17 protein-coding genes are annotated in these 26,126 nt (G+C 49.7%); 11 read left to right on the top strand and 6 right to left on the bottom strand.

All coding sequences use genetic code 11. The annotated features are described in order from the left end of the window. Nucleotides 1-188: 188 nt before the first annotated feature. The 3 genes from purL to rprY all read left to right on the top strand — a co-directional run bounded on the left by purL (nt 189) and on the right by rprY (nt 6,453). Nucleotides 189-3,869: a phosphoribosylformylglycinamidine synthase gene (gene purL, locus ACTTKA_RS09485; RefSeq protein ID WP_442724839.1), complete on the top strand. Its 3,681-nt coding sequence runs from the start codon at nt 189-191 to the stop codon at nt 3,867-3,869. Between the two features lie 303 nt (nt 3,870-4,172). Beyond that, a complete protein-coding gene (locus ACTTKA_RS09480; protein ID WP_060827930.1) occupies nt 4,173-5,708 on the top strand; it encodes a sensor histidine kinase in 1,536 nt (511 codons plus the stop codon). A 19-nt stretch (nt 5,709-5,727) separates the two neighbouring features. Continuing rightward, a complete protein-coding gene (gene rprY, locus ACTTKA_RS09475; RefSeq protein ID WP_124752325.1) occupies nt 5,728-6,453 on the top strand; it encodes a response regulator transcription factor RprY in 726 nt (241 codons plus the stop codon). Between the two features lie 94 nt (nt 6,454-6,547). Here the strand turns inward: rprY and ACTTKA_RS09470 are convergent, their stop codons facing one another. Beyond that, nucleotides 6,548-7,246, bottom strand: a complete 699-nt coding sequence (locus ACTTKA_RS09470) for a M48 family metallopeptidase (RefSeq protein ID WP_442724838.1) — start codon at nt 7,244-7,246, stop codon at nt 6,548-6,550. Nucleotides 7,247-7,594: 348 nt separating this feature from the next. On the opposite strand from ACTTKA_RS09470, the gene ACTTKA_RS09465 reads away from it, so the two are divergent. From ACTTKA_RS09465 to ACTTKA_RS09445, 5 genes are all read left to right on the top strand, one after another. After that, nucleotides 7,595-8,134, top strand: a complete 540-nt coding sequence (locus ACTTKA_RS09465; RefSeq protein WP_442724837.1) for an RNA polymerase sigma factor — start codon at nt 7,595-7,597, stop codon at nt 8,132-8,134. 180 nt (nt 8,135-8,314) lie between these two features. Continuing rightward, entirely contained in the window at nt 8,315-9,310 is a 996-nt protein-coding gene (locus ACTTKA_RS09460; protein ID WP_442713673.1) for a FecR family protein, read from the top strand. A 180-nt stretch (nt 9,311-9,490) separates the two neighbouring features. Beyond that, nucleotides 9,491-12,862: a SusC/RagA family TonB-linked outer membrane protein gene (locus tag ACTTKA_RS09455; RefSeq protein WP_442724836.1), complete on the top strand. Its 3,372-nt coding sequence runs from the start codon at nt 9,491-9,493 to the stop codon at nt 12,860-12,862. Between the two features lie 24 nt (nt 12,863-12,886). Further along, entirely contained in the window at nt 12,887-14,659 is a 1,773-nt protein-coding gene (locus ACTTKA_RS09450; protein ID WP_442724835.1) for a RagB/SusD family nutrient uptake outer membrane protein, read from the top strand. Nucleotides 14,660-14,700: 41 nt separating this feature from the next. Continuing rightward, on the top strand, nt 14,701-15,960 hold the full coding sequence (locus ACTTKA_RS09445; protein ID WP_442724834.1) for a glycosyltransferase WbsX family protein: 1,260 nt from the start codon (nt 14,701-14,703) through the stop codon (nt 15,958-15,960). A gap of 157 nt (nt 15,961-16,117) precedes the next feature. Here the strand turns inward: ACTTKA_RS09445 and ACTTKA_RS09440 are convergent, their stop codons facing one another. After that, the gene (locus ACTTKA_RS09440; RefSeq protein WP_442724833.1) at nt 16,118-16,882 is read right to left on the bottom strand and encodes an SDR family oxidoreductase; all 765 of its coding nucleotides are present in this window, start codon (nt 16,880-16,882) and stop codon (nt 16,118-16,120) included. A 231-nt stretch (nt 16,883-17,113) separates the two neighbouring features. On the opposite strand from ACTTKA_RS09440, the gene ppk1 reads away from it, so the two are divergent. Continuing rightward, on the top strand, nt 17,114-19,153 hold the full coding sequence (gene ppk1 / locus ACTTKA_RS09435) for a polyphosphate kinase 1 (RefSeq protein ID WP_442724832.1): 2,040 nt from the start codon (nt 17,114-17,116) through the stop codon (nt 19,151-19,153). On the opposite strand, the gene ACTTKA_RS09430 is transcribed toward ppk1, so the two are convergent. Together ACTTKA_RS09430 and ACTTKA_RS09425 are read right to left on the bottom strand one after the other, a co-directional pair. Continuing rightward, a complete protein-coding gene (locus ACTTKA_RS09430) occupies nt 19,150-20,496 on the bottom strand; it encodes a methyltransferase RsmF C-terminal domain-like protein (protein WP_442724831.1) in 1,347 nt (448 codons plus the stop codon). The two genes, ppk1 and ACTTKA_RS09430, sit on opposite strands and share 4 nt — an antisense overlap. A 48-nt stretch (nt 20,497-20,544) precedes the next feature. Beyond that, the gene (locus ACTTKA_RS09425) at nt 20,545-22,368 is read right to left on the bottom strand and encodes an LTA synthase family protein (RefSeq protein ID WP_442724830.1); all 1,824 of its coding nucleotides are present in this window, start codon (nt 22,366-22,368) and stop codon (nt 20,545-20,547) included. A 146-nt stretch (nt 22,369-22,514) separates the two neighbouring features. Between ACTTKA_RS09425 and ACTTKA_RS09420 the strand changes: the two genes are divergently transcribed. Together ACTTKA_RS09420 and aroC are read left to right on the top strand one after the other, a co-directional pair. Next, nucleotides 22,515-23,129, top strand: a complete 615-nt coding sequence (locus tag ACTTKA_RS09420) for an FKBP-type peptidyl-prolyl cis-trans isomerase (RefSeq protein WP_442724829.1) — start codon at nt 22,515-22,517, stop codon at nt 23,127-23,129. 18 nt (nt 23,130-23,147) lie between these two features. After that, on the top strand, nt 23,148-24,236 hold the full coding sequence (gene aroC, locus ACTTKA_RS09415; protein ID WP_442724828.1) for a chorismate synthase: 1,089 nt from the start codon (nt 23,148-23,150) through the stop codon (nt 24,234-24,236). Here aroC and ACTTKA_RS09410 read toward each other — a convergent pair. After that, the gene (locus ACTTKA_RS09410) at nt 24,213-25,664 is read right to left on the bottom strand and encodes a S41 family peptidase (protein WP_442724827.1); all 1,452 of its coding nucleotides are present in this window, start codon (nt 25,662-25,664) and stop codon (nt 24,213-24,215) included. The genes aroC and ACTTKA_RS09410 overlap by 24 nt on opposite strands. Nucleotides 25,665-25,802: 138 nt before the next feature. Continuing rightward, nucleotides 25,803-26,045 carry a DUF4834 family protein gene (locus ACTTKA_RS09405; RefSeq protein WP_442724826.1) on the bottom strand — a complete coding sequence of 81 codons (243 nt, stop codon included), beginning with the start codon at nt 26,043-26,045 and terminating at the stop codon, nt 25,803-25,805. Nucleotides 26,046-26,126: the final 81 nt, after the last annotated feature.

Here is a 26,126-nt window from a genome sequence, read left to right as displayed (position 1 = left end):
AGGGTGGGGTATCGACATCCGGACCTTGTTCGGAGGGCTGAAGGCCTGAATTAAATTCATTCTTATTTCTTCTATTGCGTAATCTGGGTTTATTCCGGCATCTCATCGCGTCATTTGTTCGAAGGAACCATTTTTTTTACCTATCTTTGAGGCGTAATTAAATAACCATTAATCATAAGGAATTATATATGATTCAGTTTTTTCAATCGTCGGACAAGAGCGTCTTAGCGGTAGAGACCTCCCATACATTCTCGAAGAACGATATCGAAAAATTAATCTGGCTGTTCAGCGGCGCCACTCCGGTAGAGGCGGATGTGGTTAAGGGACGATTTGTCGGGCCGCGTCGTGAAATGATCACGCCGTGGAGCACGAATGCTGTCGAAATCACGCAGAACATGGGCCTGGAAGGAATTTCGCGTATCGAAGAATATGTTCCCCTGTCGCCGGAGAAGGGACATGACCCGATGTTGCAACATGTCTATGACAACCTTGACCAGCAACTGTTCACGATCGACCGGAAGCCTGATCCGATCGTGTATATCGACGATATTGCGGCCTACAACGAGCAGGAAGGACTTGCGCTGAGCGCCGACGAGGTGGGCTACCTCAACGAAGTAAGCAAAAAACTGAAACGTAACCTGACCGACAGCGAAGTGTTCGGGTTTTCGCAGGTGAACTCCGAGCATTGCCGGCATAAAATCTTCGGTGGTACCTTCATTATCGACGGCGAAGAAAAGGAGCATTCCCTCTTTGCTCTGATCAAAAAAACATCGGCCGAGAACCCGAACAAGCTGGTGTCGGCCTATAAAGACAATGTAGCATTCAATGCCGGCCCGACCGTCGAGCAATTCGCTCCTCTGTCGGCCGATAAGCCCGATTATTTCTCGATCAAGAAGATCGATACCGTACTGTCGCTGAAAGCCGAAACGCATAATTTCCCGACAACCGTCGAGCCGTTCAACGGTGCCGCTACCGGCACGGGAGGCGAGATTCGCGATCGTCTGGGCGGAGGCAAGGCTTCTCTTCCCATAGCGGGAACAGCCGTGTATATGACCTCCTATCCCCGCACCGAAGAAAACCGCTCATGGGAGAACATACTCGATCCGCGTCGATGGTTGTATCAGTCGCCCGAACAAATCCTGATCAAAGCATCGAACGGCGCCTCCGATTTCGGAAATAAGTTCGGACAACCGCTGATCTGCGGGTCGCTGCTCACTTTCGAGCACACCGAGAACGAGAAGAAATATGCATACGACAAAGTCATCATGCTGGCCGGAGGCGTGGGCTACGCCAACAAACGCGACGCCCTCAAAGGTGATCCGAAGCCGAAGGAAAAAGTGGTGATCATCGGAGGTGATAATTACCGCATCGGTATGGGGGGAGGCGCTGTCTCGTCGGTCGATACGGGACAATATACAAGCGGTATCGAGTTGAATGCCGTGCAGCGTGCCAATCCGGAGATGCAGAAACGGGCGGCCAACGTGATCCGTGCCATCGCCGAGTCCGAAAGTAACCCCATCATCTCGATCCACGATCATGGAGCGGGGGGACACCTGAACTGTCTGTCCGAGCTTGTCGAAGCGACCGGCGGACATATCGACATGTCGAAGCTCCCCGTCGGCGATCCGACCCTTTCGGCGAAGGAAATTATCGGGAACGAGAGCCAGGAGCGTATGGGGTTGTTGATGAAAGAAAAAGACGTTGAGCGTGTGCGGCGTATCGCTGAACGTGAACGCGCTCCGATGTACGTTGTCGGTCAAACGACGGATGACATGAAGTTTGTTTTCGAGCAGCAGGATGGCGTACGCCCCATCGATATCAAACTCGAGTACATGTTCGGTAAGCCGCCGCGTACCATCATGGAAGATCAGACGGTCGACGAAGCATATTCTCCTGTAAAATATAAGGAAGCCGATTTGCACCGCTACCTCGAAAATGTGATCCAACTCGAAGCCGTAGCCTGCAAAGACTGGCTGACGAACAAGGTCGACCGCAGTGTAACGGGTAAGATCGCCCGCCAACAGTGTCAGGGAGAGTTGCAGCTGCCGCTCAGCGACCTTGGCGCCGTGGCGCTCGACTATCGCGGTCAGGCCGGTATGGCTACCTCCATCGGCCATGCTCCGCAAGTCGCGTTGATCGACCCGGCCGCCGGATCGGTGATGGCGATTGCCGAAGCACTGACGAATATTGTTTTTGCCCCGCTGGCCGATGGGCTTACCAGTGTTTCGTTAAGCGCTAACTGGATGTGGCCCTGCCGAAATAAGGGCGAGGATGCAAGGCTCTACAAAGCTGTTGAGGCGGCATCGGATTTTGCCTGCGCACTCGGTATCAACATCCCGACCGGCAAGGATTCGCTTTCGATGACCCAGAAATACGGCACGGACAAAGTCTTTTCGCCCGGCACGGTGATTATCTCGGCTGCAGGTGAAGTGAGCGACATCCGCAAGATTGTTTCGCCCGTACTTGCGCGCGATAAACATACCTATATATATTATATCGATTTCTCGTTCGATGCTCTCCGTCTCGGCGGTTCGGCTTTCGCACAGTCGCTCGGTAAAGTGGGCAGTGAGGCGCCGACGGTCAGAGACTTCGATTACTTCCGCGACGCATTCAATGCCGTACAGGAAGCGATCGACAAAGGGTTGATACTTGCCGGACATGATATTTCGGCAGGCGGGATGATCACCGCACTGCTCGAAATGTGTTTCGCTAATGTCGAAGGCGGACTGGAAGTGGATTTGAACGCCATAGCCGAAGAAGATATCGTTAAAATCCTGTTTGCCGAGAATCCGGGTGTCCTCGTTCAGGTGAAAGAGAAGAGCGTCTTCGAGAAGCAGATGCGGGCGGCCGGTATCGGATTCGCACGTATCGCACGGCCGACAGACGAACGGCATCTCATCGTGACGAAAGATGATACGACTTATCATTTCGGTATTGATTATATGCGCGATGTCTGGTACAAGTCGTCGTATCTGCTCGATATGCGGCAGAGTGGGAACGAATGTGCCGGCAACCGGTACGAGAACTACAAGATGCAACCGCTCGAGTACAAGTTCCATAAAGATTTTGTCGGGACGCTCGCATCTTACAAACTAACGGCTGACCGTCGTAAGCGGAGCGGTGTCCGTGCGGCTATTCTGCGCGACAAGGGCACAAACGGTGAGCGCGAGATGGCTTATACGCTCTATCTGGCCGGCTTCGACGTGAAAGACGTGCATCTGACCGACCTCGCTTCGGGGCGTGAAACGCTCGAAGATGTGAACTTCATCGTCTTCTGCGGCGGATTCTCCAACTCCGACGTGCTCGGTTCCGCCAAGGGGTGGGCTGCCGGTATCCTTTATAACGAGAAGGCCAAGCAAGCCATCGATCGTTTTTACGCACGTAAAGATACGATGAGCCTCGGCATCTGCAACGGCTGTCAGCTGATGGCCGAACTGGGACTGCTTTATCCTGAACACGAAGAGAAGCATAAGATGAGGCATAACCGTTCTCACAAATTCGAATCGGGATTTGTAGGATTGGATATTCCGAAGAATCATTCCATCATGCTCGGCTCACTATCGGGCACGAAGCTCGGAGTCTGGATTGCGCACGGCGAAGGGCGGTTTGAGTTCCCGTGCGACGAAAAGCAATACCACATTGTGGCGAAGTACAGCTACGACGGTTATCCCGCCAATCCGAACGGTTCGCCGTGGGCTGTTGCCGGCGTTTGCTCGGCCGATGGCCGACACCTCGCCATGATGCCTCACCCCGAACGATCCATCTTCCCGTGGCAATGCGGATATTATCCCGCCGACCGCCTCGGCGACGACGTGACGCCATGGATTGAGGCGTTTCTCAATGCCCGTCGATGGATTGAAGCACACTGATTCTGCACCCCGCTATCGGGGTGTTTGAAACAGGAAAATAGACACACTAAAACGATTGAGAGACCGAAGAATCGAGAAATCTTTGGTCTCGGTTTTAACAATTAGATAGATTGGTGAAAGTGTTCTTTAGTTGTTGATAAAAAAAGATTTATATTGTTTTTGGCGGAGGAGAAGAGGAAATTTTAATTTGTCTTACTAATTATTATTAACGGTTGGGCGTCGTATTTTTTACCTTTTTTGAGTAAATATTAAACTAAAACGCACGTTATTTGTTATCATTAAAACGAGGAGAAGCAAAAGACAATGAAGAAGTCAACGATTTGGATGCTTGCGACCGTCATGGGATTTGCATTTGCAGGCCTGCTTTATTTGCAGGTCAGCTATATCAGTATCATCATGAAGACGAGCAACGAACAGTTCGACACTACGGTACGTCGCTGTCTGGAAAAGGTGTCCGGCAGTATCGAACGGGATGAGGTCTATCGGTATCTGGAGGAAGACATCAAGTCCGGTGGGAACAGCTTCATGTATAAAAGTCCTCCCAATCAGATGGAGATCAATCAGAAGATTACCCAAAGCGAAAGCTACCAGTTGCATGTACAAAATGCGAATGGCAGCATCCAGCATATCGAACTCAATCGTTTCAGCGCAACGACTTCTGCGCCGTCGAAGAATACGATTATCCGCGCATCCGAAGAACAGCAGAAGAAACTGTTGAAACGTTACGAATATCAGGCCGGTGTGATTGATGATGTTTTGTACAGTATGATTTATACACCGAACCTGAAGCCTATTGACGAACGGGTCGATTTCAAGGTGTTGAACAATTACATCAAGTCGGAGCTGATCAGCAGTGGGCTGAATATTCCGTATATTTTTTCGGTGGTCAACAAGGATGGCGTAACCATTTATCAGAATGAGGCGTATGAGAAACCGCCGAAGGCTGCCGATGTCGTCACCCACGTGTTGTTCCCGAACGACCCGCCGTCGAAATGGAATTATCTTAAGATCTATTTCCCGACAAAAAGGGACTATATATCGAGTTCGGTGACATTCCTCGTGCCGTCCGTGCTGTTCTCGTTTATTTTGCTGGTGACGTTCATCACAACGATCTATATTATTTTCCGTCAGAAGAGGCTGTCGGAGATGAAAAATGATTTTGTGAACAATATGACGCACGAACTGAAGACGCCGGTATCGACGATCTCACTGGCCGCACAGATGCTGCGTGATACGGATATTACGAAAAGTCCGGACGTCTTCAAACATATTTCGGGAGTCATTAATGATGAAACGAAACGCCTCGGCTTCCTCGTAGAAAAGGTGTTGCAAATGTCGCTGTTCGAAAAACAGAAGGCGACGTTAAAACTGAAAGAAGTCGATGCCAATGATTTGCTGGTCGGTATTGTCAGTACCTTCGCTCTGAAAGTAGAGAAGTACGGCGGGACGATCGACGTGGATTTACAGGCCGAAGATTCGTCCGTTTATATCGACGAGATGCACATCACAAACGTATTGTTCAATCTGCTTGATAATGCCGTTAAGTATCGCCGTAAGGATGTGCCGCTGGAACTCATGGCGCGCACGCGTAGCGAAAACGGCAAACTGATTATCTCGATCGAAGACAATGGTATCGGTATCAAAAAAGAACACCTGAAAAAAGTTTTTGACCGGTTCTATCGTGTGCCCACCGGGAATGTCCACGATGTGAAAGGCTTCGGACTGGGGCTGGCCTACGTGCGCAAGATGGTGGAGGACCATGGCGGAACGATCCGTGCCGAACAACAACAGGAATCGGGAACACGATTTATTATAACATTGCCACTCATTAAAAACTAAACATTAAAAATCAGAAATTATGGACGAAAAGTTGAAAATCTTCTTTTGCGAAGACGATGAAAATTTAGGAATGCTGCTAAGAGAATACTTGCAGGCCAAAGGCTACATTACCGACTTGTTCTCCGACGGAGAAGCCGGTTATAAAGGTTTTACGACAGGGTCTTACGACTTGTGCGTGCTGGATGTGATGATGCCGAAGAAAGACGGTTTCACGCTGGCTCAGGAAATACGTTCCATCAATCCCGATATCCCGATCATCTTCCTGACTGCTAAAACAATGAAGGAAGATATCCTCGAAGGATTTAAGATCGGTGCGGACGATTATTTGACCAAACCGTTCAGCATGGAAGAGCTGCTGCTGCGTATCGAAGCGATTCTGCGCCGCGTGAAAGGCAAGAAGATGAAAGACGTGCCTTTCTACAGACTGGGTAACTTTATGTTCGACACGCAAAAACAGACGCTGACCATCGGCGAGAAGATCACGAAACTTACGACGAAGGAATGCGAACTGCTAAGTCTGCTCTGTGCACATGCCAACGAGATTCTGGAGCGTAACTACGCCCTGAAAACGATCTGGGTCGATGATAATTATTTCAACGCTCGGAGTATGGACGTGTATATCACCAAGTTGCGTAAATTGCTGAAAGATGATCCCGAGATCGAGATTATCAACATCCACGGAAAAGGATATAAGCTGATTACGCAGTCGGGCGAAGAACAGGCTCGCGAAGACGGTATCATTTAAATAAAATGACCGGAACAGGGTCGGGGCTGTCTCATAAAATGTATGTTTTGTCGGGGCGGCCTCGTTAAGGCGTGCCTTTTCGGTACGCCGTTTTTTACCACATCGATTGCCTGCGCAGCTCTCTGCGCAACGCTTGTGCCTGTCCGTCCGTGACGCGGTCCATCAACTGCCAGAACCGCTGGCTGTGATTCATTTCGACCGTATGGCACAACTCGTGCAGCAGAACGTAGTCAATCAGATGTTCCGGCAGCACCATCAGCGAAAGTGCCAGACTGATACGCCGTTCCGAAGAGCAGCTACCCCAGCGTGTCTTCATATCGCGCACTGTTACCCCAGTGTACGAGAACCCGTGACGTGCGGCCAGTGCCGCGAGTCGTTTGGGAAGCACGCGAAGAGCCTCGTGACGAAGCGCACGACGAATCATCGTGTGTAAGACTTTTTGTACCGATTCACTCCTGAAATCTGTCGCTTCCGGACAGGCCAAATGGAGTATGCCCTCTTTTAAGGTCATATAAAAATCCGTCCGTGGACAGCGGAAAATCCGTAGGCGAAAAGTCGACGTCTGCCAGTCCGTCTGTTCGTCGAACCGTCGTGTCGTGTTGCGTGTGAGCAACTCCTGTAACTTCGTTCGCTGCTGACTGATGAACGCCAGCATCTCACGTTCGCTGCCACGTACCGGCAACGTTCCGATCACCTGCCCGTTCTCGACTCGTAACGTATATCGGCGGGCCCTCGGATGACGACGCAACCGTATCATTCCTAACACCTCGTCGAAAATTTCTTTTTCATTCATACGTGTTGTTTTGTCGCACAAAGATATCGATTCTCCCGAGTCTCCGAAAACCGATCTGCTGACAAAAAGTGCGAGGCTTTTTGCGTTTTCAGCGATTATGTATGAACGAGAATGTACATACGTACGAAGGTTTAAAAGCAATAAAAAAATATCCTTATGCATAAGATTAAATAGAGATATGTCGTATATTTGGACGTCATTCCGGCGCTATTACCTAATCGTCCTTGATAATGAAACTGACTGTTAAACTGTATATTAATATTGTGAATTGTTTGGCATGCGTAACAGCAAGAAGAAATAAATTATCGGTACTTACCATATAGAGGAACCGGTGAATAAAATATCATAATGAAGATGAATATAGACCTGATATGGCAAAAATTCCTGCAAGGAGGCGATGACCGTTCTTTCTCCGCTATTTACAACGAGTATGTGGATGAACTATATTCATACGGCATTCAATGGGGATTCCGGGACGAGATATGCAAAGACGCTATTCAGGACGTATTCTATAAAATGTATATTTCAAGAAATAGCTTGAAACAGATCAAAAATCCGGCAGCTTATCTGCTCAAATCGTATAGGTACCGGTTGATAGATATTCTTCGTAAAGAAGTAAAAACTCAATATATCGATTTATCGGACCATTTCTTCATTTCGGAAAATAACATCTTAGAGCAGATCATTGACGCGGAAGAATCTAACCTGCTGAAGAATAAAGTCGAAAAACTGTTAAACCGTTTGTCCGGACAGCAACGCGAAGCCCTGTATATGAAATTCTCACTCGGATTAGGGTACGATGAGATCGGTGAGATCCTTAATATCAACTCCGATTCCGTAAAGAAATTAATATATCGTACGATGAAGAAATTGCGGGAGCAATTTTAGAAGATAACCGGAGGCTTTTTTGCCTGCTGATGTAACGTATAGACAGGGGAAAAACGGGGGAGGTCAGGTTGACCGAATCAGGTCAGCCGAACAGACGAAATGTTAAAATTGTCGTTTATTGTTTTTTTTTGTCCACGAAAAGAAAACAGACACGTCATATCCCCAAAAAAGAATCTAACTGTGGACAGAAAGAAAGAACATACCTTGAAGGAAAACGAGAAGGAGGCGATATACTCCCTCATCATGCAACGTATCCGCAGATATAAAAGGCGAAAACACATGCTGCAAATAGGTTCGGTAGCCGCTGTCTTGTTGATCGGGATGATATCCGGCCTGTCCCTCCTCTTCCATTCAAACAGGCCGCAAGAGACAAGCCATATTGTCGGGCAAACATTACCTGACAAGGAAATTCATTTGATCAACGGAGAGAAAATCGTTTCGCTCATATCCGATGCCGAAATCAGGTTCTCGGCAGATGGCGACGCCTTCGTAACCGACGGTATGAACAGGAACAAGACACTGGGCCTGAAAAAAGACCAAACGAACAAATTAATTGTGCCGTTCGGTAAACGCTCTATCCTGAGATTGGCAGACGGAACAAAAATATGGCTAAACTCAGGCACCGAACTGGAATTCCCTTCGCAATTCAACGGTGAGAGGCGGGAAATACGCATGCAGGGAGAACTATATTTGGAAGTAGCAAAGTCGGGCGAAAAGCCGTTTATTGTCCATACCCCCCGAATGAGCGTTTGGGTATACGGTACATCGTTCAATATTTCGGCCTATAAAGAAGACAGCGAACAATCGGTTGTACTTGTCGAAGGCAGCGTACAAGTAAATAAAAACGACAAATCGCTAAAACTCGCACCCAACCAAATGGCAAAGATCACCCGTACGGGGATGGAAAAAGCGACTGTCGACGTCTCGGAATATATAAGTTGGAAAAACGGCGTGCTGATATTCAGAAAAGCCCCGATCTCTGACATCCTACAAAAGGTGGGAAGATTCTATAATATCGATTTCGAATATCCCCCCGGCCGAATGAACGAAATGACATATTCCGGTAAACTGTTTCTGTCAAACAGTCTGGACAGTGTGATGACTTCCGTATCTATCCTCACGTCTACGACCTATACAAGGAACGACCGGATGATCAGTATAAATAAAAAACGATAATGCCTATGGAGAAAAACATTTGAAGTAACCGGAAAAGACCGGACAATGCTGCCCCGTCGCTCGGGTCGTGAAATTCATTTACTAATTTTAATGTGTAAACAAATTCATAACAAAATTATGGTAGAAAAAATAAATCCCAATCATATTGTTGCTTCCAATTGCATTCATATGATAAGAATCATGAAAATATCCGTTGGGTTGCTTTTCCTTGGCATTTTCTCGCTATATGCCGAAAACTTCTATTCTCAGCCAAGGGAGCTATCCCTTAATTTGAAAAATACGACAATCAGGCAGGCCTTTTCGGAGATTGAGAAACACAGCGATTATGTCTTTATGGTTTCGGACGAGGCTGAACGTTCGCTTGATAAGAAGATAGACATTGCCGTACAAAGGGGATCCATTGACAAAATCCTTTCCTTACTTTTGGATGATACCAATCTGGATCATGCAATTGTCGAAAGGCAAGTCTCCGTTTTTAAGAAGAAGGCAAGTGCCGTTGCAACAAGAACAATGGTTTCGCAGAAAAATCCCGTAAGTCAGCAGACCGCCAAAAAAGGAATAACAGGAGTTGTAAAAGATTCGAAAGGAGAACCGGTCATCGGGGCCAACATTATTGAAAAAGGTACGCCGGCAAACGGTACCGTAACGGACATCGACGGAAATTTCTCGCTAAGTGTCGATAATAATGCAGTTCTCCGTATTTCTTTTATCGGTTATACCGATCAGGAGATAAACACTGCCGGCAAAACCCGATTCGATATCACGCTTCTTGAGAATGCCGAGGCATTGGATGAGGTCGTTGTGGTTGCATACGGGACGCAGAAAAAATCGACACTGACGGGAGCTGTGGCTGCCATCAACACGAAAGAGATCAAGCAAAGCCCTATGGCAAATTTAGCCGTCACCCTGACCGGTCGTTTGCCGGGGTTGATCGCTATTCAGCGTAGCGGTGAGCCGGGACGTGACGCGGCAATGCTCTATATGCGCGGACGCGGTACGGTCAACGGACAGAATCCGCTGATACTCGTCGACGGCGTAGAGCGAGAAATAACCTCTATCGATCCCAATGAGGTAGACAATATCTCGATCCTGAAGGACGCTTCTTCGACAGCCTTGTTCGGTGTCAGAGGCGCTAACGGCGTGATCCTTGTTACGACGAAAAGAGGAACGAGCGAAATACCCGATATCAGTCTGAATGCCGAAACGGGTTGGCAGACGTTCACACGCTGGCCTTCATCGCTAAACGCTTACGACTGGGCGACCTTGAAGAATCAGGCCTGGCGCAACGACACGCCGAACCCGGGTGTCAACGACAAGCCGCCTTATTCCGACTATGCATTGGAAAGATACCGGTTAAATGACTGGCCCGAAGTATACGGAAACCATAATTGGGTACGGGAGCTGATGAACCAATGGGTACCGCAAAGCAGATATAACCTCACCTTAAACGGAAAAGGCAGCAATGTCGGATATTTCGTAAATGTAGGTTATTTGCACCAGGGCGGACAGTGGAAGATTGATCCCGAGCCTAAGAGCTACGATCCGAGCAACTATATGGATCGGTATAATTTCCGCGCCAATATAGATGCGGCTCTGAACAAACAGAAAACATTGAAGGCTTTCCTGAATGCAGCCGGTACTTTCGAATCCGTCAACGGACCGAACAGTACCTCCGAGAAAATCATTTATCATACCCTCACCTTGTGGCCGTCTATCCAACCGGGGCCTTTGACACCGGACGGACAGGTATTGATCGGATCGGGCAGCTATCAGGAGTCGCCGTGGGCACTTATCAACCGTTCCGGATATAAGAAAGAATCGAGAAGCAGCGTGAATGCCTCGTTCGGCATGCAATATGACATGGATGCATTCGTTAAAGGTCTTTCGGCCAAGATTATTGCATCGTTCGATACGAAATCCGTTAATACGCTGACCGGAAGCAGAGGATATCAATATTGGGAACAAGTGATCGATCCCAATCAAAAAGGGGCTGACGGGCGCGACAGTATTTCATACCATCGTATTCGCTCCGATTTCGATAACACGCCGCTCTCGACGAAGAAAGAGGCTACCTTCCAATCGTTCTACGACATACAGTTTCAGCTGAATTACTATCGTGTCTTCGACAAAAAACATTCTGTCACGGGTCTGCTCCTGGCACAGCAGCAGTCCCTAATCAAACCGAACGACCCCTTGCCTTTCAACGTAAGAGGGCTGTCGACCCGTCTGTCGTACGGATATGACGAACGATATATCCTTGAGTTCAATGTCGGGTATAACGGTTCCGAGCAGTTCGCGCCCAAGAACAGATACGGGCTTTTTCCGTCTGTCTCGGGGGCCTGGAATCTGTTCAACGAGTCGTTCTTCAAGTCAGCTGTCAGGACGATCAACAAGCTGAAATTAAGAGCCTCGTACGGTACGGTGGGTAATGACCGAATCGGAGATACGCGCTTCCTGTACATGGATAATATTACAAGACCGGGTGCAGGCTATTCGCCGGGCATCTCGAACAATCATACCATAGCGGAACAGTTCTTCGGAAACCCTAACCTCAAATGGGAAACGGCGAGAAAGTTCAATGCAGGACTGGAAATCGGACTGTTCAACGCCCTCAACATCACGATTGACGTCTTCAACGAGAAGAGAGATAACATTCTTATCACGAAAGAATCGTTACCGAGTCTGATCGGAGTGCCCAGATCGACCATTGCTCCGTTCAACCTCGGCAAGGTAGAAAACAAAGGGTATGAAGTTGAAATGACCTATTCGAAATCCATCAATCGAGACCTGTTCGTTATCGTAAAAGGAAATATCAACTACAACGATAACAAGGTACTCTATATCGACGAGCTGCAACGCGACAATACTTATGCCTATCCATATCGCCAGACAGGCTACTCGATCGGGCAGCAATGGGGACTGAATGCTCTCGGATTCTTCAAGGATCAGGCCGAGATCGACAACTACGCCCGCTACGACGGAATACAGCCTCGCCCGGGAGATTTGAAGTTCGAAGACCTGAACGGCGACGGAATTATCAACGACAAGGACATGAAACCGATCGGATATTCCGATGTCCCCAAATACACGTGGGGACTGGCTTTGAGCGTAACGTATAAGAATGTCGACATCTCGGGACTGTTTCAGGGAGCAGCCAAAGTGTCGGGTATGGTAGAAGGAAGCGGCGCCTGGGAATGGTACGATTTCAGAGAATACCATTTGAAAGCGTGGACGGCGGAAAGAGCCGCAGCAGGCGAAGATATCAAATTTCCTGCACTGTCGCGCGCACAATCGGCCAGCGAACTCCGGTCTAACACATTCTTTAATCTCGATCGCTCGTATGTCAGGCTTAAGAACCTTGAAATAGGATACAACGTGCCTAAAAAATGGTGTTCGCAATTCCACGCCAAATCGGTCAGGATATACCTCAACGGATATAATCTGTTCACGTGGGACAAGATGAAATTCAAAGACTGGGATCCCGAAGTGACCGACAATCGATCATATCCCATTTTAAAAGTCGTAAATTTAGGGGCTAACGTTACATTTTAATTTAATCTGTAAATGCAAATTGCTATGAAAAAGAAAATAACGAAAACGATACTCATTGTTTTAGCATACATTGTATGTACGGGATGCTCGGACGTACTGGATATAACGCCCGACGGGAGGATGACGCTCGACGATGTCTTCAAGAACACGGACTATACGGAATCCTATCTCAATTCGATCTACGAATACGTACGGAAATACGGGCACGGCTATCATTATTATTCGTTCCTGTCGTCATACACCGACGATGCGACCGACAGCCAGGTGCCGCAGGATACGTGGATGCAGCTCCACCAGTGGAACCAGGGCAATTTCAGTTCAAGCAACCTTCCTTTTATGCACGGAAGCGAAAAAGAGAGGCGCAACGATCGGGATTTCTGGGGAACGGCCTACGGAGGTATCCGCAAAGCGAATGTTTTCCTTGCAAGGGTGAACGAATCGAATGTGCCCAACGCCGAGAAACGGGGACGATACATTGCCGAAGCCAAAGTGTTGAGGGCACACTACTATTTCGACCTGATAAAGAACTACGGAGGAGTGCCGCTTATCGATAAAGACATCATATTGGATAAAGATTATGAAAAGATCGAACGTGCTTCTTTCGACGATATCGTACAATTTATCGTAAAAGACTGCAACGAGGCTATTGCCGAGCCAAATCTGCCGTTCAGAACCAAGTTCGCTACGGAGCAAGGACGGATGACGAAAGCCGTTGCGCATTTTATCAAAGCTTCTGCACTGCTGTTCGACGCAAGTCCGCTGTGGAATCCGGATAATGACGTCCGGAAATGGCAGGCGGCCGCTGATGCCGCCAAAGAAGCTGTCGCCGCCCTTGAAAGCAACGGCTACGAACTGTATCCCAAATATGAGGAATATTTTATCACCCGCCCCGACAAGTCAGACCATCCGAACGACAGGGAAACGATACTCGAAGCGATCGATACGTGGGGGTACGGGGGCCAGGCATACAGACGATTCGGAACAATCGTTTTCCTGATGCACATGATCCCTTCGTTTCCTTCCGAGAAGTCCGGCCTTTGCCCATCGCAGGAGCTGGTCGACAGTTACGAAATGAAAGACGGCTCGATCCCGATTCTGGGATATTCCGATACCGAACATCTGCAACCGATCATCAATCAGACGTCGGGATATGACGAAAACAAACCTTATGTCGACAGAGACCCGCGCTTCTACGCTTCCGTCTGGTATAACGGCGCCTATTTCGGAAAAAAAGACAGTAAGGATATTTATATCGAGTCTTACGTCGGGGGTACGCATGGAATCTCCGGTATCAAACAACGGTCTCCGACGGGATACTACACCCGTAAATACATCGACCCGGCGCAACGCTCGGCAGGAGCGAGCACGACGTTATGGCGTATATACCGGATGGGAGAGCTTTATCTGACGCTTGCCGAAGCAGAGAACGAAGCAAACGGACCTACGGCCGAAGCCTACGCGGCGGCCGACAAAACAAGGGCGAGAGCCGGTATGCCCGGTCTGCCGAAAGGACTGACCAAAGAGCAGTTCAGAGACCGTATCCGCCGCGAACGGAGAATAGAAATGGCACTCGAAGAAAACCGCTTCTACGACATCCGGCGATGGAAGATCATGCCTGAAAATTCAAAACTTAAAACAGGCATGCGGTGGATAAAAGCCGAAGACGGTACGCTGACTCATACGCGCATCGTATCCGTACGGTGCGAGCCAACTTCCGACGAGAAGTATTACGTCTTGCCGATCCCCTTGAATGAAACGATGCGGATGCCGCTCTTAAAACAAAATCCCGGCTGGTGACTTTTACAAAAAAAATGTATCATTTTCCAAAAACAATCATCATGAAATATCTCGAAATCAAATTTCAGGTAGCAGTTTTCTTTCTCTTCTCGTACGTTTTATTTTGTGCGGGATTCGTATCCTGCACAAATGCGCCTTCAAGTGCGAATAACGCCGACGGTGGCCAAACAGAGGAGAGAACAGACAACGGCTATTACGTAGCGGCATATATCTGGCCGTCGTGCCATCATGACGAGCGCTTCGGTGACATGCTCTGGCCCGAAGGAAAGGGCGAATGGGAAGTCATCAACAAAGGCAATCCGCGGTTCGACGGGCACTACCAGCCCCGACGCCCGCTGTGGGGCTGTGAGATGGACAATGATCCGGCTGTCATGGAGAAATGGATCGAAACGGCCGTTCGCTACGGCGTCAACGTCTTTGTCTTCGACTGGTACTGGTATGACGGAGGGCCTTTCCTCGAAAGCACGCTGAACGACGGATTCCTGAAGGCGAAAAACAATGCCGACATGCAGTTTTATATTATGTGGGCCAACCACGATGTGAAAAAGAACTACTGGAACGTGCACAAATTTACGAATGATACAACCCTCCTGTGGAATGCCGTTGTTGACGAGGCGAATTATAAGACGATCGTGAAGAGAGTGATCGAACGGTATTTCAAACAACCGAACTACTTCAAGATAGATGGTTGTCCTGTGTTCTCGATATTCAGTGTCGACAAACTGATGGAGAGCTTCGGCGGAGACGCGACGAAAGCGCGGCAGGCGCTGGATTACTTCAGAGAAGAAGTCAAAAAGGCTGGTTTCCCCGATCTGCATATCCAATGGAATCAGGGCGGGGGGGCTCTGATGTCGCCGGAAAATGCGAAACAATTCTCCGACAGGGTGAACGAGATGGGTTTCAATAGCGTAGCCATGTACAACATGGGTGGGACAGACGAAGATTACATCGTCTACGGGAATAACGCCATCGACATCAGGGCGCAGATGGATTCACTTCTTGACATCCCCGTGTTCCCCTGCGTATCGATCGGATGGGATGACACGCCGCGCTTCCCGACCAAAGGCATCCGCGACGTGGTGCATTATCACAACACGCCCGAGAGCTTCGCAGCCCTGCTGTACAGGGCCAAACAATATGCTGACAGCCATCCCGAACAGCCGAAGCTGATTACCATAAACGCATGGAACGAGTGGGTGGAAGGAAGTTATCTCCTGCCCGATATGCTCAACGGATACGGATATCTGGAAGCCGTCAGGAAAATCATGAACGGGACATTCGATTCATACGCAAAAAAATAAGGCGATGAACGATAGCTCACTCCCATGATGGAACCGGCAGAGAGAGCCCAAGACTTCAACGTGCAGGCTTACTCTACTACGCAAGTGTCAGATTAGGAGCCAAACAAGGTGATCTTGACGTTTAATCGATCAAGACCACCTTGTTTGTCTTCAGTTTTTATCCTTTCATCCGGTGAAACATCTTTCCGTCGGCCTGCGCCGCGGGCAGCACGAGCACATCCTGCACATCTACATGCTCGGGTTGTGACAGGGCATAGCAGATGGCTTCGGCGATATCATCGGCCGACAGCGCCCGGTATCCTTCGTATACCTTGTCGGCACGGTCGCAGTCGCCCTTGAATCGCACAACGGAGAACTCCGTCTCTACGGCACCGGGACAGATTTGCGTCACCCGGATACCGTAGGGCAGGAAATCCATCCGCATGCCTTTACTCAAGGCGTCGACGGCATGCTTGGTGGCGCAATAGACGGCGCCGCCGGGATAGACGTCTTTGCCGGCAACGGAACCCAGGTTAACGATGTGTCCCGACCGTCGGCCGACCATACCAGGTGCAATCGCTCGCGTGACGTAGAGCAATCCCTTGATATTCGTGTCGATCATACGTTCCCAGTCGTCCGCGATACCCTCATGTAGTGGTTCCAGTCCAATAGCCAGTCCGGCATTGTTTACGAGCACATCGATCCGTTGCCATTCAGCGGGCAACTGCTCGACGGCAGCCTGTACCTCGTCGCGTCGCCGCACGTCGAAGCACAGTGTGTGTACCTTACAGCCGTATCGTTGCGTCAGTTCGTTCTTCAACTTCTCTAATCGTTCGCCGCGTCGGCCGGTGAGGATCAAGTTGTGCCTCTCTCGCGCTAATCGTACGGCCGTCGCCTGACCAATCCCTGATGTAGCGCCTGTAATAAAGATTGTTTTTGCCATATTGCTGTAAAGTGAATTTATATCCCGACAAATCTACAAAAATCAGGGGAGGTGACAAAGTTGATTTTCGTTTTTACAAAAAATGCTATGGCGAAGTTTGGGTTAATAAGGACTCATTGCCTTAAAATAGGATGAAGTTTTACGTCTTGTCCGGTTGAAATCGGGGGATGAGCAGCGGTTAGTCGTTCGGAAATTGGGGAATTCAAAATTATCGTGTAGCTTTGTCCTGTGATGGAAGAGACAGGATATCGCTATTTTAAACGTGACGTCAGTTGGCTGTCGTTTAATTATCGGGTATTACTCGAGGCCTCAGACGAAACGCTTCCGATCTATGAACGGATTCGTTTCCTGTCCATCTATGCGTCGAATTTAGAGGAGTTTTACGAAATCCGGGTGGCCGAACATCGCGGTACGATTATGAAGGGGATTTTTACGGCCGGAGACGTAGGGTTGGCGGAAGAAACGCTGAGCGAGATTACGGATGAGGTCAACCGTCAGCAGCAGGCCTTCTACCGGATTTTCAACGAAGGCATCCTGCCTGAGTTACGTCGGCAAAAGATCTGCCTCTATCAGAGTGAAGAGCCGGAGCCGTTTCATCGCGAGTTTGTCCGCAATTATTTTAACGAGGAAATTTTTCCGTATCTTTCTCCCGTAACGATTCATGCAGGTTTCCGCACCTTTATTCGTGACCGGCGTCTATATCTGATCACCCGCATCATCCGGAAAGAGACGGGGGAATCGCTTTACGTACTTATTAAAGTGCCGCATTCCAAGGTGTCGCGTTTTATTGCCTTGCCTCCGCATAAGGGCATGCACTATTTCATGTTTATCGACGATGTGATCCGTTACAACCTGCCCAGCATTTTTCCCGGCTATGAATTGGACGGATGCTACAGCATCAAGATTTCGCGCGATGCCGATATTTACGTCGAAGAGGAGACGTCGCAGACTATTGTACAGGCCATACGCCGTAAGGTGGGGAAGCGCAAGATCGGAGCTTTGAGTCGTTTTATGTACGACCGTGCCATGCCGCGCGATTTTCTGGCGTATATTTGCGAGGCTTTCGATATCGCTGATGATGATCTTGTTGTCGGCGGCCGTTATATGAATCTTCAGGATATGAGCAAACTGCCGAATCCTGTCGGTCAGGGGCTCGAACAGCAGATTCCGTCGCCCATGCGCGTGCCGTATCTCGAAGAGGCAGCGTCGATGTTTGGCGCCGTAAAAGCACGTGACGTATTGCTGTATTTCCCTTATCAGTCGTTCGACTATCTGTTGCGTTTCCTGATGGAAGCGGCGTTCGATCCGGATGTGGAGGAGATCAAGATCACGCAGTACCGCGTAGCCGAAAACTCGGCGGTGATCCATTCGCTGATCAGTGCCGCGCAAAACGGAAAGAAGGTGACGGTGTTCGTCGAGCTGAAAGCGCGTTTCGATGAAGAGAACAACATGAGTACGGCCGAAAAGATGAAAAAAGCCGGCATCAAAATCATTTACAGTATTCCGGGACTCAAGGTTCATGCGAAGGTGGCTGTCATTCTGCGTAAAGGAGAAGCGACGGATTTTGCCTACGTGAGTACCGGCAATTTTAACGAGAAAACGGCGAAAATCTACGCCGACATGGCTTTGCTGACATGCAACAAGGCGATTGTCGACGATATCAACCGGGTCTTTTCCGTGCTGGAAGGGACGCTTCAGGAGCCGCAATTTAGTTGTTTGCTTGTCGCGCGTTTCAACATGGTGCCGGAACTGGTTCGTATGATTCGTCGCGAGACGGAACATGTGAAAGCCGGCAGGAAGGGTCGAATTGTTTTGAAGATGAATGGTCTGCATGACCGGAGGATGATCGACGAGCTGTATCGTGCCGGTTCGGCGGGTGTAGAGATCGATCTACTGGTGCGTGGTATCTGCTGTCTGGTGCCCGACCAGCCGTATAGTCCGAATATCCGTGTGACGCGGATTGTAGACATGTTTCTCGAACATGCGCGTATCTGGTATTTTTATAACGATGGGGCGGAAGATCTGTATCTTACCTCGTCGGACTGGATGAACCGTAACCTAAATCGTCGCATCGAGACGGCTGCCCCCGTGCTGTCGCCATCTGTCAAACGTGAAATGATCGACATCCTGCATATCCAGTTGCAGGATAACGTCAAGGCTTGCCATATCGATGCGCAGTTACGGAATGTCTTCGTCCGTAACGACGCGCCGCCCGTACGTGCCCAGCAGGCTATTTACGACTACATCAAAGCAAAGACCGAGGGCTGTTAGCCGTTCTTCTTACGTATCCGCCACTCGTTGGGATAAAGATTGTTGGCACGTGTGCCGAGGTTTTTCACGAAGCCCAGCGGGACATCCCGGTAGGATATCAGCGTAAAACCGCGCGGTACATCGCCGGGCAGTGTGAGTGCTTCGTTTTGCAGGTAGCGGATGGCTTCCTCGCGCGATACGTCGACATATACGAAAGCATCGCGCCGTATTGCCGTGCTGAACGCCAACGCCGGTGACGGCAGTACGTCTTTCCCTTTGACTTCGCCGATCGTCACGCCGGCCGACAGGACGTGCAATTGTTCGCCGAGAAGCTGTACCGTTTCCCGATAGGCTGACGGTATGCCTCGTACCATATCCCCGATTCGTTCGAAATGATAGGCTTCCGGTTCCGTAAGCCATTCTTTCGCCTGCGCAGGGATCGGTTGTGGAATGTGTTTCTGTCTGAGCTTACGACGGGTAGCATGTTCTTCCTCGCCCGGCTTGCGCAGTACGGCCAGACAGAACCCTTCGCCCTTTGTGCGGTGCGGGAAAAAGCGATAGAGGGGAAGTGTGCCGGACAAAGCCCCGCAGACGCCCCACTCGGAAGGTACGTCAAGAGGTACGGCTTCCGCTCCGAAAGTTTCGGCGATGTATGCGATGTTTTCCTCGTTTTCTTCCGTGTTGAATGTGCACGTGCTGTAAATCAGCAGTCCGCCGGGTTTCAGTGCGTCCCACACATCGTGGATGATCCTCCGCTGACGGACGGCACAGTGCCGGACATTCGCGACACTCCATTCCTCGCGACCGGTAGGGTCTTTGCGAAACATCCCTTCGCCCGAACAGGGCATATCAGCCACGATCAGGTCGAACAGTTCGCGTAGAGCGCCGAAATCTTTCGGGTCGTTATTCGTTACGACGCAGTCCGGTATTCCCCATTTCGTGATGTTTTCGGCCAGGATGCGGCTTCGGCTTCGGATCACTTCATTCCCGACCAGCAGGCTGCCTGCCGGCAATACGCTCAGCAGATGAGTCGATTTGCCGCCGGGAGCGGCACAGAGGTCGAGCGTGAGGGCAGGGGAGGAGAGGAGTTGTTTGACAGCTTCTCCGACGAACATCGAGGCAGCCTCCTGCACATAATATGTGCCGGCGTGAAACAACGGGTCGAATGTAAAGGATGGACGTTCGCGTAGGTAGTACCCCTGTTCACACCACGGCACCCGCTCTCCGTCGACGTCCTCGAATTTCTTCGACGGGTTCAGGCGGATGCTTACGGGCGGATTCGTTTGCAGCGCCTGTTCAAGCAGATCATATTCGTCATCGAGTAACCGGCGGGTACGTGTTGTAAATTCGGAAGGAAGTATCATATTGCTTTAAGTGCTGAAACAAGGTTGAAAAGTACGTATTTTTGAGATTCAACGCGCAAAATAGTCGTAACGGATGATCGCGTCGGAGACTTTCCATGCGTCTTTGAGATGCCGGATTTCCTTTTCCGATACGTGACCGGTTTCACCGTAAATATTTCCCTGTGCATCGATAGCTACTCGTTTGTTATTCGTATCGATGATGCTTAAACCTAATCCCTGCCATGCGTAATCGGTCAGTCCCAAGAGTTGCAGCAGGGTCGGATAGATATCGATCTGTCCCATCACCTGCTCGTAACGCATCCCTTTCGGAGCGTTGAGGATGATGAGCGGTACCATCGGATCTTCGGAAACAAGTCCGTGTCCTCCTTCGCTTGCACACCATTCGCTTCGCATATCGACAAGTCCTTCATGATCGCCGGTGATGACAATGAGCGTATGTTCGTAGATACCGTCAGTCCGTAACTGCTCAACAAACTGTCCGAGTGCACGGTCGGTATAGTTCGCCGTCATCATGTAATCACGCATCCGCGGAGGGAAGCGGTCGGAGAATGTGACTTGTCGCAACCGTTCGGGCAGGACGAAAGGGAAATGTCCGGAGTACGTGACACATTGCAGCAGCATCTGTCCATTGTCGTCCCACACTTTTCTGCGACGTATCTTATCGGCTATCTGGCGCATCAGTGCCCCGTCTCCGATCTGTGGCCGGTAACGCGGGCCTACCGGTTCGTCGTTCACAAAGTCGGCTTTCGAGAGCAGGCCGTCGTAACCGAAAGCCGGTTCGATAACGCTCTGGTTCCAGACCATCGGCTTATCGCCGGTCAAGGTATACGCCTTGGCCGAACTCCCGTATTTCTGCTTCATCGCCCTGGCCAGCGAGGGATAGGTGGAGTGAGGATATTTCAGGCTGTAGACGCCGTTATCTATGGGTAACAGCCCTGTATTCACCATCAGCTGGGCATCGATCGAACGTCCTCCTTTTACCTGCGATACGACGTATGGAGCGTAAATGGTGGTCGAGTCTTTCAGCAGGCGATTCAGACAAGGGGTCAGCTCCTGCCCCTCGACCGTCTGCTCCAGCACCCAGCTTTCGAGCGACTCGGCAAGGATCACGATGCAATGTATGCGGGTCGTCGTATCGGTGTGAGCGCTTATCGGCGGGTGTTGCCTGAGCCAATCCTCGATGTGTATGCCGACTTCAGGCGTATAAGTTTCCGAATCTCGCATGTAATCATAACAGATGGAACCGAATACGGTGTACATCGGGGTTCCGCACGTATGCGTGTAAGAGTCCTGCAATGCTTCGTAAACTTTTTTGAAACCGCCTTGCAGCCAAAGCATACTTCCGGTAATGAGTACAAATCCTCCCGTGAGTAATGCGTAGACACGTATCTCTTTCATGCTTCGGGACAAGGTGGCAGGACTTTTCATTCTCCTTCGAGCGATGGCGGCTGCTACGGTCGACAGCGGAAACACAAGATCGGTTATTCTGAACGATCCCCATACGCTGTCCGTAAAATCTTTCAGGTTGCCTACGAGCCAGTAACTGTCCAGCGGAATCGCCGTGTAATACGTTCGGAAATACATCAGGTTACAGACGAGCAGTATATCGAGCAGTATGGCTGTGACCCAGGTTGTCCGTTCCATACGCCAGACTACGAGAGGAAACAGCAGGATCAACATGGCCAGCGCCGCGTAGAGGTACGTTTCCGGCGATGAAAACGGCCGGAAGGTCGAAGTCAGGCACCAGCAGAAATCAAACCACAGGAATTTGAAAAACAGCAGTCCTCCCAAAAGGTAAAGCAAAGCATGCTGCCCTTTGACGGAAGGGGAGGAGGATGACGATAACTTGCGGATCACACGATGCTCACTCATTGGGTATGCCTGATTTCAGTCTATGTTTTTAAAAATGCGCAAAAGTACGAATAATTAATGAATATAGAATGATAGGATATTCGTTTGCCTTTTTCCTCAAATCTTTCTACCTTTGCCGCTTCACGATAAAATAAACGAACAAAACAATGAGAATTTCAAAGAATAAATTTGTAGCAGTGACCTACGATCTCAATGTAGGAGAAGACAATGAGCACGAGCTGATGGAACGCGCCACCAGAGAAAACCCCTTAAAGTTCATTTTCGGAACCGGGATGATGCTGAAAGACTTTGAAGATAATTTGAGCGGTCTGGCAGGAGGGGATACATTCGACTTTTCGCTTACCCCCGAGCAGGCATACGGCGAACGAAACGAGGATCATGTGATGGAATTGCCGAAACATATCTTCGAGATTGACGGCAAATTTGACAGCGAGCATATCAAAGAGGGCGAAACCGTACCGATGATGAGTTCGGACGGTAATCGTATGAATGGCTCCGTGCTGGAAGTGAAGGACGATATCGTCGTGATGGATTTCAATCATCCGCTGGCCGGTGAAACGCTTCATTTCAGTGGTGAGGTTATTGATGTGCATGATCCTACTGAGGAAGAAATTACAGAGCTGAATCGGTTGATGAGCGGTGGCTGCGGTGGCGGATGCTGTGATTGCGGAGACGACGCGTGTGGCTGTGGAGACGACTCGTGTGGCGACCATGAGCACGGGAACGGCGACTGCTGTGGCGGCGGGTGTCATTGTGGATAACGGTAGAACCTGCCCGACGTGAATACTTTCGGAACATACTATCGGTTGACCTCGTTCGGTGAATCGCACGGTGCGGCTATCGGTGGCGTCATTGACGGCTGTCCGGCAGGTGTGGCGCTCGACATGGATTTTATCCGGCGTGAATTGAGCCGTCGCCGTCCGGGGCAGTCGGCGCTTACCACCCCACGCAACGAAACCGATACGGTCGAGTTTCTTTCAGGGGTCTACGAAGGTAAGACGACGGGGGCGCCGCTCGGCTTTATCGTTCAAAACAAAGACCAACATCCGGCCGACTACGATGAGATGAAGAACGTTTTTCGTCCGTCGCATGCCGATTATACGTATCAGACGAAATATGGGATTCGCGATCCGCACGGAGGCGGCCGGAGTTCTGCCCGGACAACGATCGCGCAATGTGTGGCCGGGGCTGTCGCCAAGCTCATTCTGCGACACGGGGGAGTTGCGATACAGGCTTATACTTCGCAGGTGGGGCATATACGTCTGGAAGGAAGTTACAAGGAGTATGACCTGAACCTGACGGAGAGCAATGCCGTGCGTTGCCCCGACGTCGGGAAGGCGGCCGAGATGGAGGCGCTTATTCGTGAGGTAAAAGCCGACGGCGATACGGTGGGAGGAATTATCACATGCGTGATCACGGGTGTTCCGGCAGGTCTTGGCGAGCCGGTTTTCGGTAAGCTCCATGCGGCGCTCGGTGCGGCGATGCTCAGCATCAACGCCGTCAAGGGCTTTGATTACGGCGACGGCTTCGATGGCGTCTTTTATCGCGGTTCGGAGCATAACGATCTTTTCTTTAACGATAACGGAAAAGTGAGTACGCGCACGAATTATTCGGGGGGCATACAGGGAGGGATTTCCAACGGTCAGGATATCTATTTCCGTGTGGCGTTCAAAGCCGTGTCTACCGTTTTACGCCCGCAGGCTACCGTCGATACGGATTATAACGAAACGATATTGGAAGCAAAAGGACGCCACGATCCGTGCGTCCTTCCGCGTGCCGTTCCCATCGTTGAAGCGATGGCGGCGATGACTGTACTCGATTACCGGTTAGCGGCAAACGCCCGGTCATTCAGCCAAGGGGGAGTTTAAGAGTTCCATCCCCGATGGCAGGGTCGAGATCATTTTTTCGTTCAATGCCCGGCGGTCTTCTACCGGCAAAATCGTATAAGGAGGAATCTGTTCCTGCGAACGAGCTTTCACCATGGGTTGGCCTGTAATCAACGAAACCGCTTTACCGAATAAAAGGTCGCGCTCATCTCCGAAGGGGTAGAGTGCATGGTAATTTTCCTTTTCTGCATGCTTGGGTACGATACCGTTTATAAACTCATCGTTGTTGATGTTGGCAAATCGGTATACCATCATATAAATTCCCCAGTCTTTGATATCATTGACTTTTCCTTTGCCCCACAAATCTTCGGGGTTCACCAGAATGCCTCCACAGAATTTACCGCTTGTCGTATCGCCGATCTGTACCAGATCGAGGTAAGGATGGAGGCCGGTAATCGTTGATTCCGAGGCTGATGCCGTGCGGCGTGTCGTTAAGACGTACAGACGGTTGAGGTTCATATTGACGGATAGCGTATCAATGAAATATTCGGTAATCCGGTCTTCCATCTTTTTTTCTTTCCAGTATTTCATATACTTGTCGTTCCAGACTTGCGACAGCAGCTTCGCCTTCTTCTTCACCGCCGATTGCGGGCCGAGTATGCTGCAAAGGAGACGCGAGGTGCGTGCCGTTCCGCCGCCGTTGTAGCGAAGGTCGAGTACTACGTCGGTAACTCCTTGTGTCTTGAATTTCGAGAATATTTCGAGCAGACGAGGCTCCGAATCCATCGTGTAGTCCGCATAGCAGAGATACCCGATTTTATGCGCGCCTTTTACGATGACGGAATCTTTCAGAATCGGGTCTTCGTACATCTTTACAGCTTTCATCGAAATATCGGCCGGCTCGGTGCTTATCTTTCCGTCTACCAGAACTCCTTTTTTTACGGAGATAGAAGAGGCGTAGGAGAGATCCCGGTAGTTCGTTTCTGTGATGTCTCCACCGTTTAATCCTACCAGAAAATCGCCGCGCTTGATACCGGCCTTCTCGGCCGGCGTGTTCGGATAAACGAATAATACAATCGCGAATAAAGCGTTTTTGTTTGAAAACCTGCCAAAAATCAGTTGATAACCGAACGTAGTCGAAACACCCTGAAACGCATTTTGGAGTTCTGATACGCGGTCTGTCAACATCGACCAGCGGTCGTGCTTATGACGTATTTTCTTAAAAAGCTGCTGCGAGTTTGCTTCGGTTTTGTAGTCAATCGCATCCCAATTTACCGTCTTGGTCCATAAATAAGCGTCCGACATCATATCGACAATGAAATGGTTCACCCGCTGGGTCTTTGTTTCCACTTTCGGTTTATTCGGATCGTCGATGATGCCTTTCCCTTTGTCCGAGCATGCGCTTGCTATGCAGAGCCACCCGATGCTCCATACTGTTATCCCATATTTCCACTCTTTCTTTTTCATCATGCAATTGTAGTTTAAAATTAATTTATAAGAATATTCTGTTTTTTCGGTCGTAATCGTCTCAACGATCAGCGACGGAACGAGGCAAAGGTAAGAAAATGTATCGGGAATGCAGTATCCTCTTTATCTCCAACCAACGTCTTATTTTATTTCTTCGTAATCGACGTATTCGCCTTCATCCTCCGCAATTACTTTCTTTCGGGCAGGCATCCGGGAAGTTGAGGCTTGGCCGGATCGACGGGAGGAAGAAGCGGTATGACGTTTGGATTGCGTGGGGTTCGAGTGTCCGAAGAAAAATGTTTTCACCGTACGTATAATGGAAAATCCTGCCAGCAGAAGCAGCAAAATGACGAAAAAGACGATAAAGAAAAGAATCTTGAACATAGTCAGGTCTGTATTTATATTTTAAAGATACAAAGTTACTACAAAAAAGTGAAATGCGGAAAGATATAGTGATAGAATTGA

It is taken from the genome of Tannerella sp. (genome assembly GCF_052170195.1).
Lineage (GTDB): Bacteria > Bacteroidota > Bacteroidia > Bacteroidales > Tannerellaceae > Tannerella.
This window is presented reverse-complemented; position numbering and strand designations above follow the sequence as displayed.

Excerpts from the sequence above, each read along its gene's own strand:
- ACTTKA_RS09440 (WP_442724833.1), bottom strand. The coding sequence starts at position 16,882 with ATGGCAAAAACAATCTTTATTACAGGCGCTACATCAGGGATTGGTCAG.
- ACTTKA_RS09470 (WP_442724838.1), bottom strand. The coding sequence starts at position 7,246 with ATGAATGAAAAAGAAATTTTCGACGAGGTGTTAGGAATGATACGGTTG.
- ACTTKA_RS09465 (WP_442724837.1), top strand. The coding sequence starts at position 7,595 with ATGAAGATGAATATAGACCTGATATGGCAAAAATTCCTGCAAGGAGGC.
- ACTTKA_RS09450 (WP_442724835.1), top strand. The coding sequence starts at position 12,887 with ATGAAAAAGAAAATAACGAAAACGATACTCATTGTTTTAGCATACATT.
- ACTTKA_RS09410 (WP_442724827.1), bottom strand. The coding sequence starts at position 25,664 with ATGATGAAAAAGAAAGAGTGGAAATATGGGATAACAGTATGGAGCATC.
- ACTTKA_RS09425 (WP_442724830.1), bottom strand. The coding sequence starts at position 22,368 with ATGAGTGAGCATCGTGTGATCCGCAAGTTATCGTCATCCTCCTCCCCT.
- ACTTKA_RS09455 (WP_442724836.1), top strand. The coding sequence starts at position 9,491 with ATGAAAATATCCGTTGGGTTGCTTTTCCTTGGCATTTTCTCGCTATAT.
- ACTTKA_RS09480 (WP_060827930.1), top strand. The coding sequence starts at position 4,173 with ATGAAGAAGTCAACGATTTGGATGCTTGCGACCGTCATGGGATTTGCA.
- rprY (WP_124752325.1), top strand. The coding sequence starts at position 5,728 with ATGGACGAAAAGTTGAAAATCTTCTTTTGCGAAGACGATGAAAATTTA.
- ppk1 (WP_442724832.1), top strand. The coding sequence starts at position 17,114 with ATGGAAGAGACAGGATATCGCTATTTTAAACGTGACGTCAGTTGGCTG.
- ACTTKA_RS09430 (WP_442724831.1), bottom strand. The coding sequence starts at position 20,496 with ATGATACTTCCTTCCGAATTTACAACACGTACCCGCCGGTTACTCGAT.
- ACTTKA_RS09420 (WP_442724829.1), top strand. The coding sequence starts at position 22,515 with ATGAGAATTTCAAAGAATAAATTTGTAGCAGTGACCTACGATCTCAAT.
- ACTTKA_RS09405 (WP_442724826.1), bottom strand. The coding sequence starts at position 26,045 with ATGTTCAAGATTCTTTTCTTTATCGTCTTTTTCGTCATTTTGCTGCTT.
- purL (WP_442724839.1), top strand. The coding sequence starts at position 189 with ATGATTCAGTTTTTTCAATCGTCGGACAAGAGCGTCTTAGCGGTAGAG.
- ACTTKA_RS09445 (WP_442724834.1), top strand. The coding sequence starts at position 14,701 with ATGAAATATCTCGAAATCAAATTTCAGGTAGCAGTTTTCTTTCTCTTC.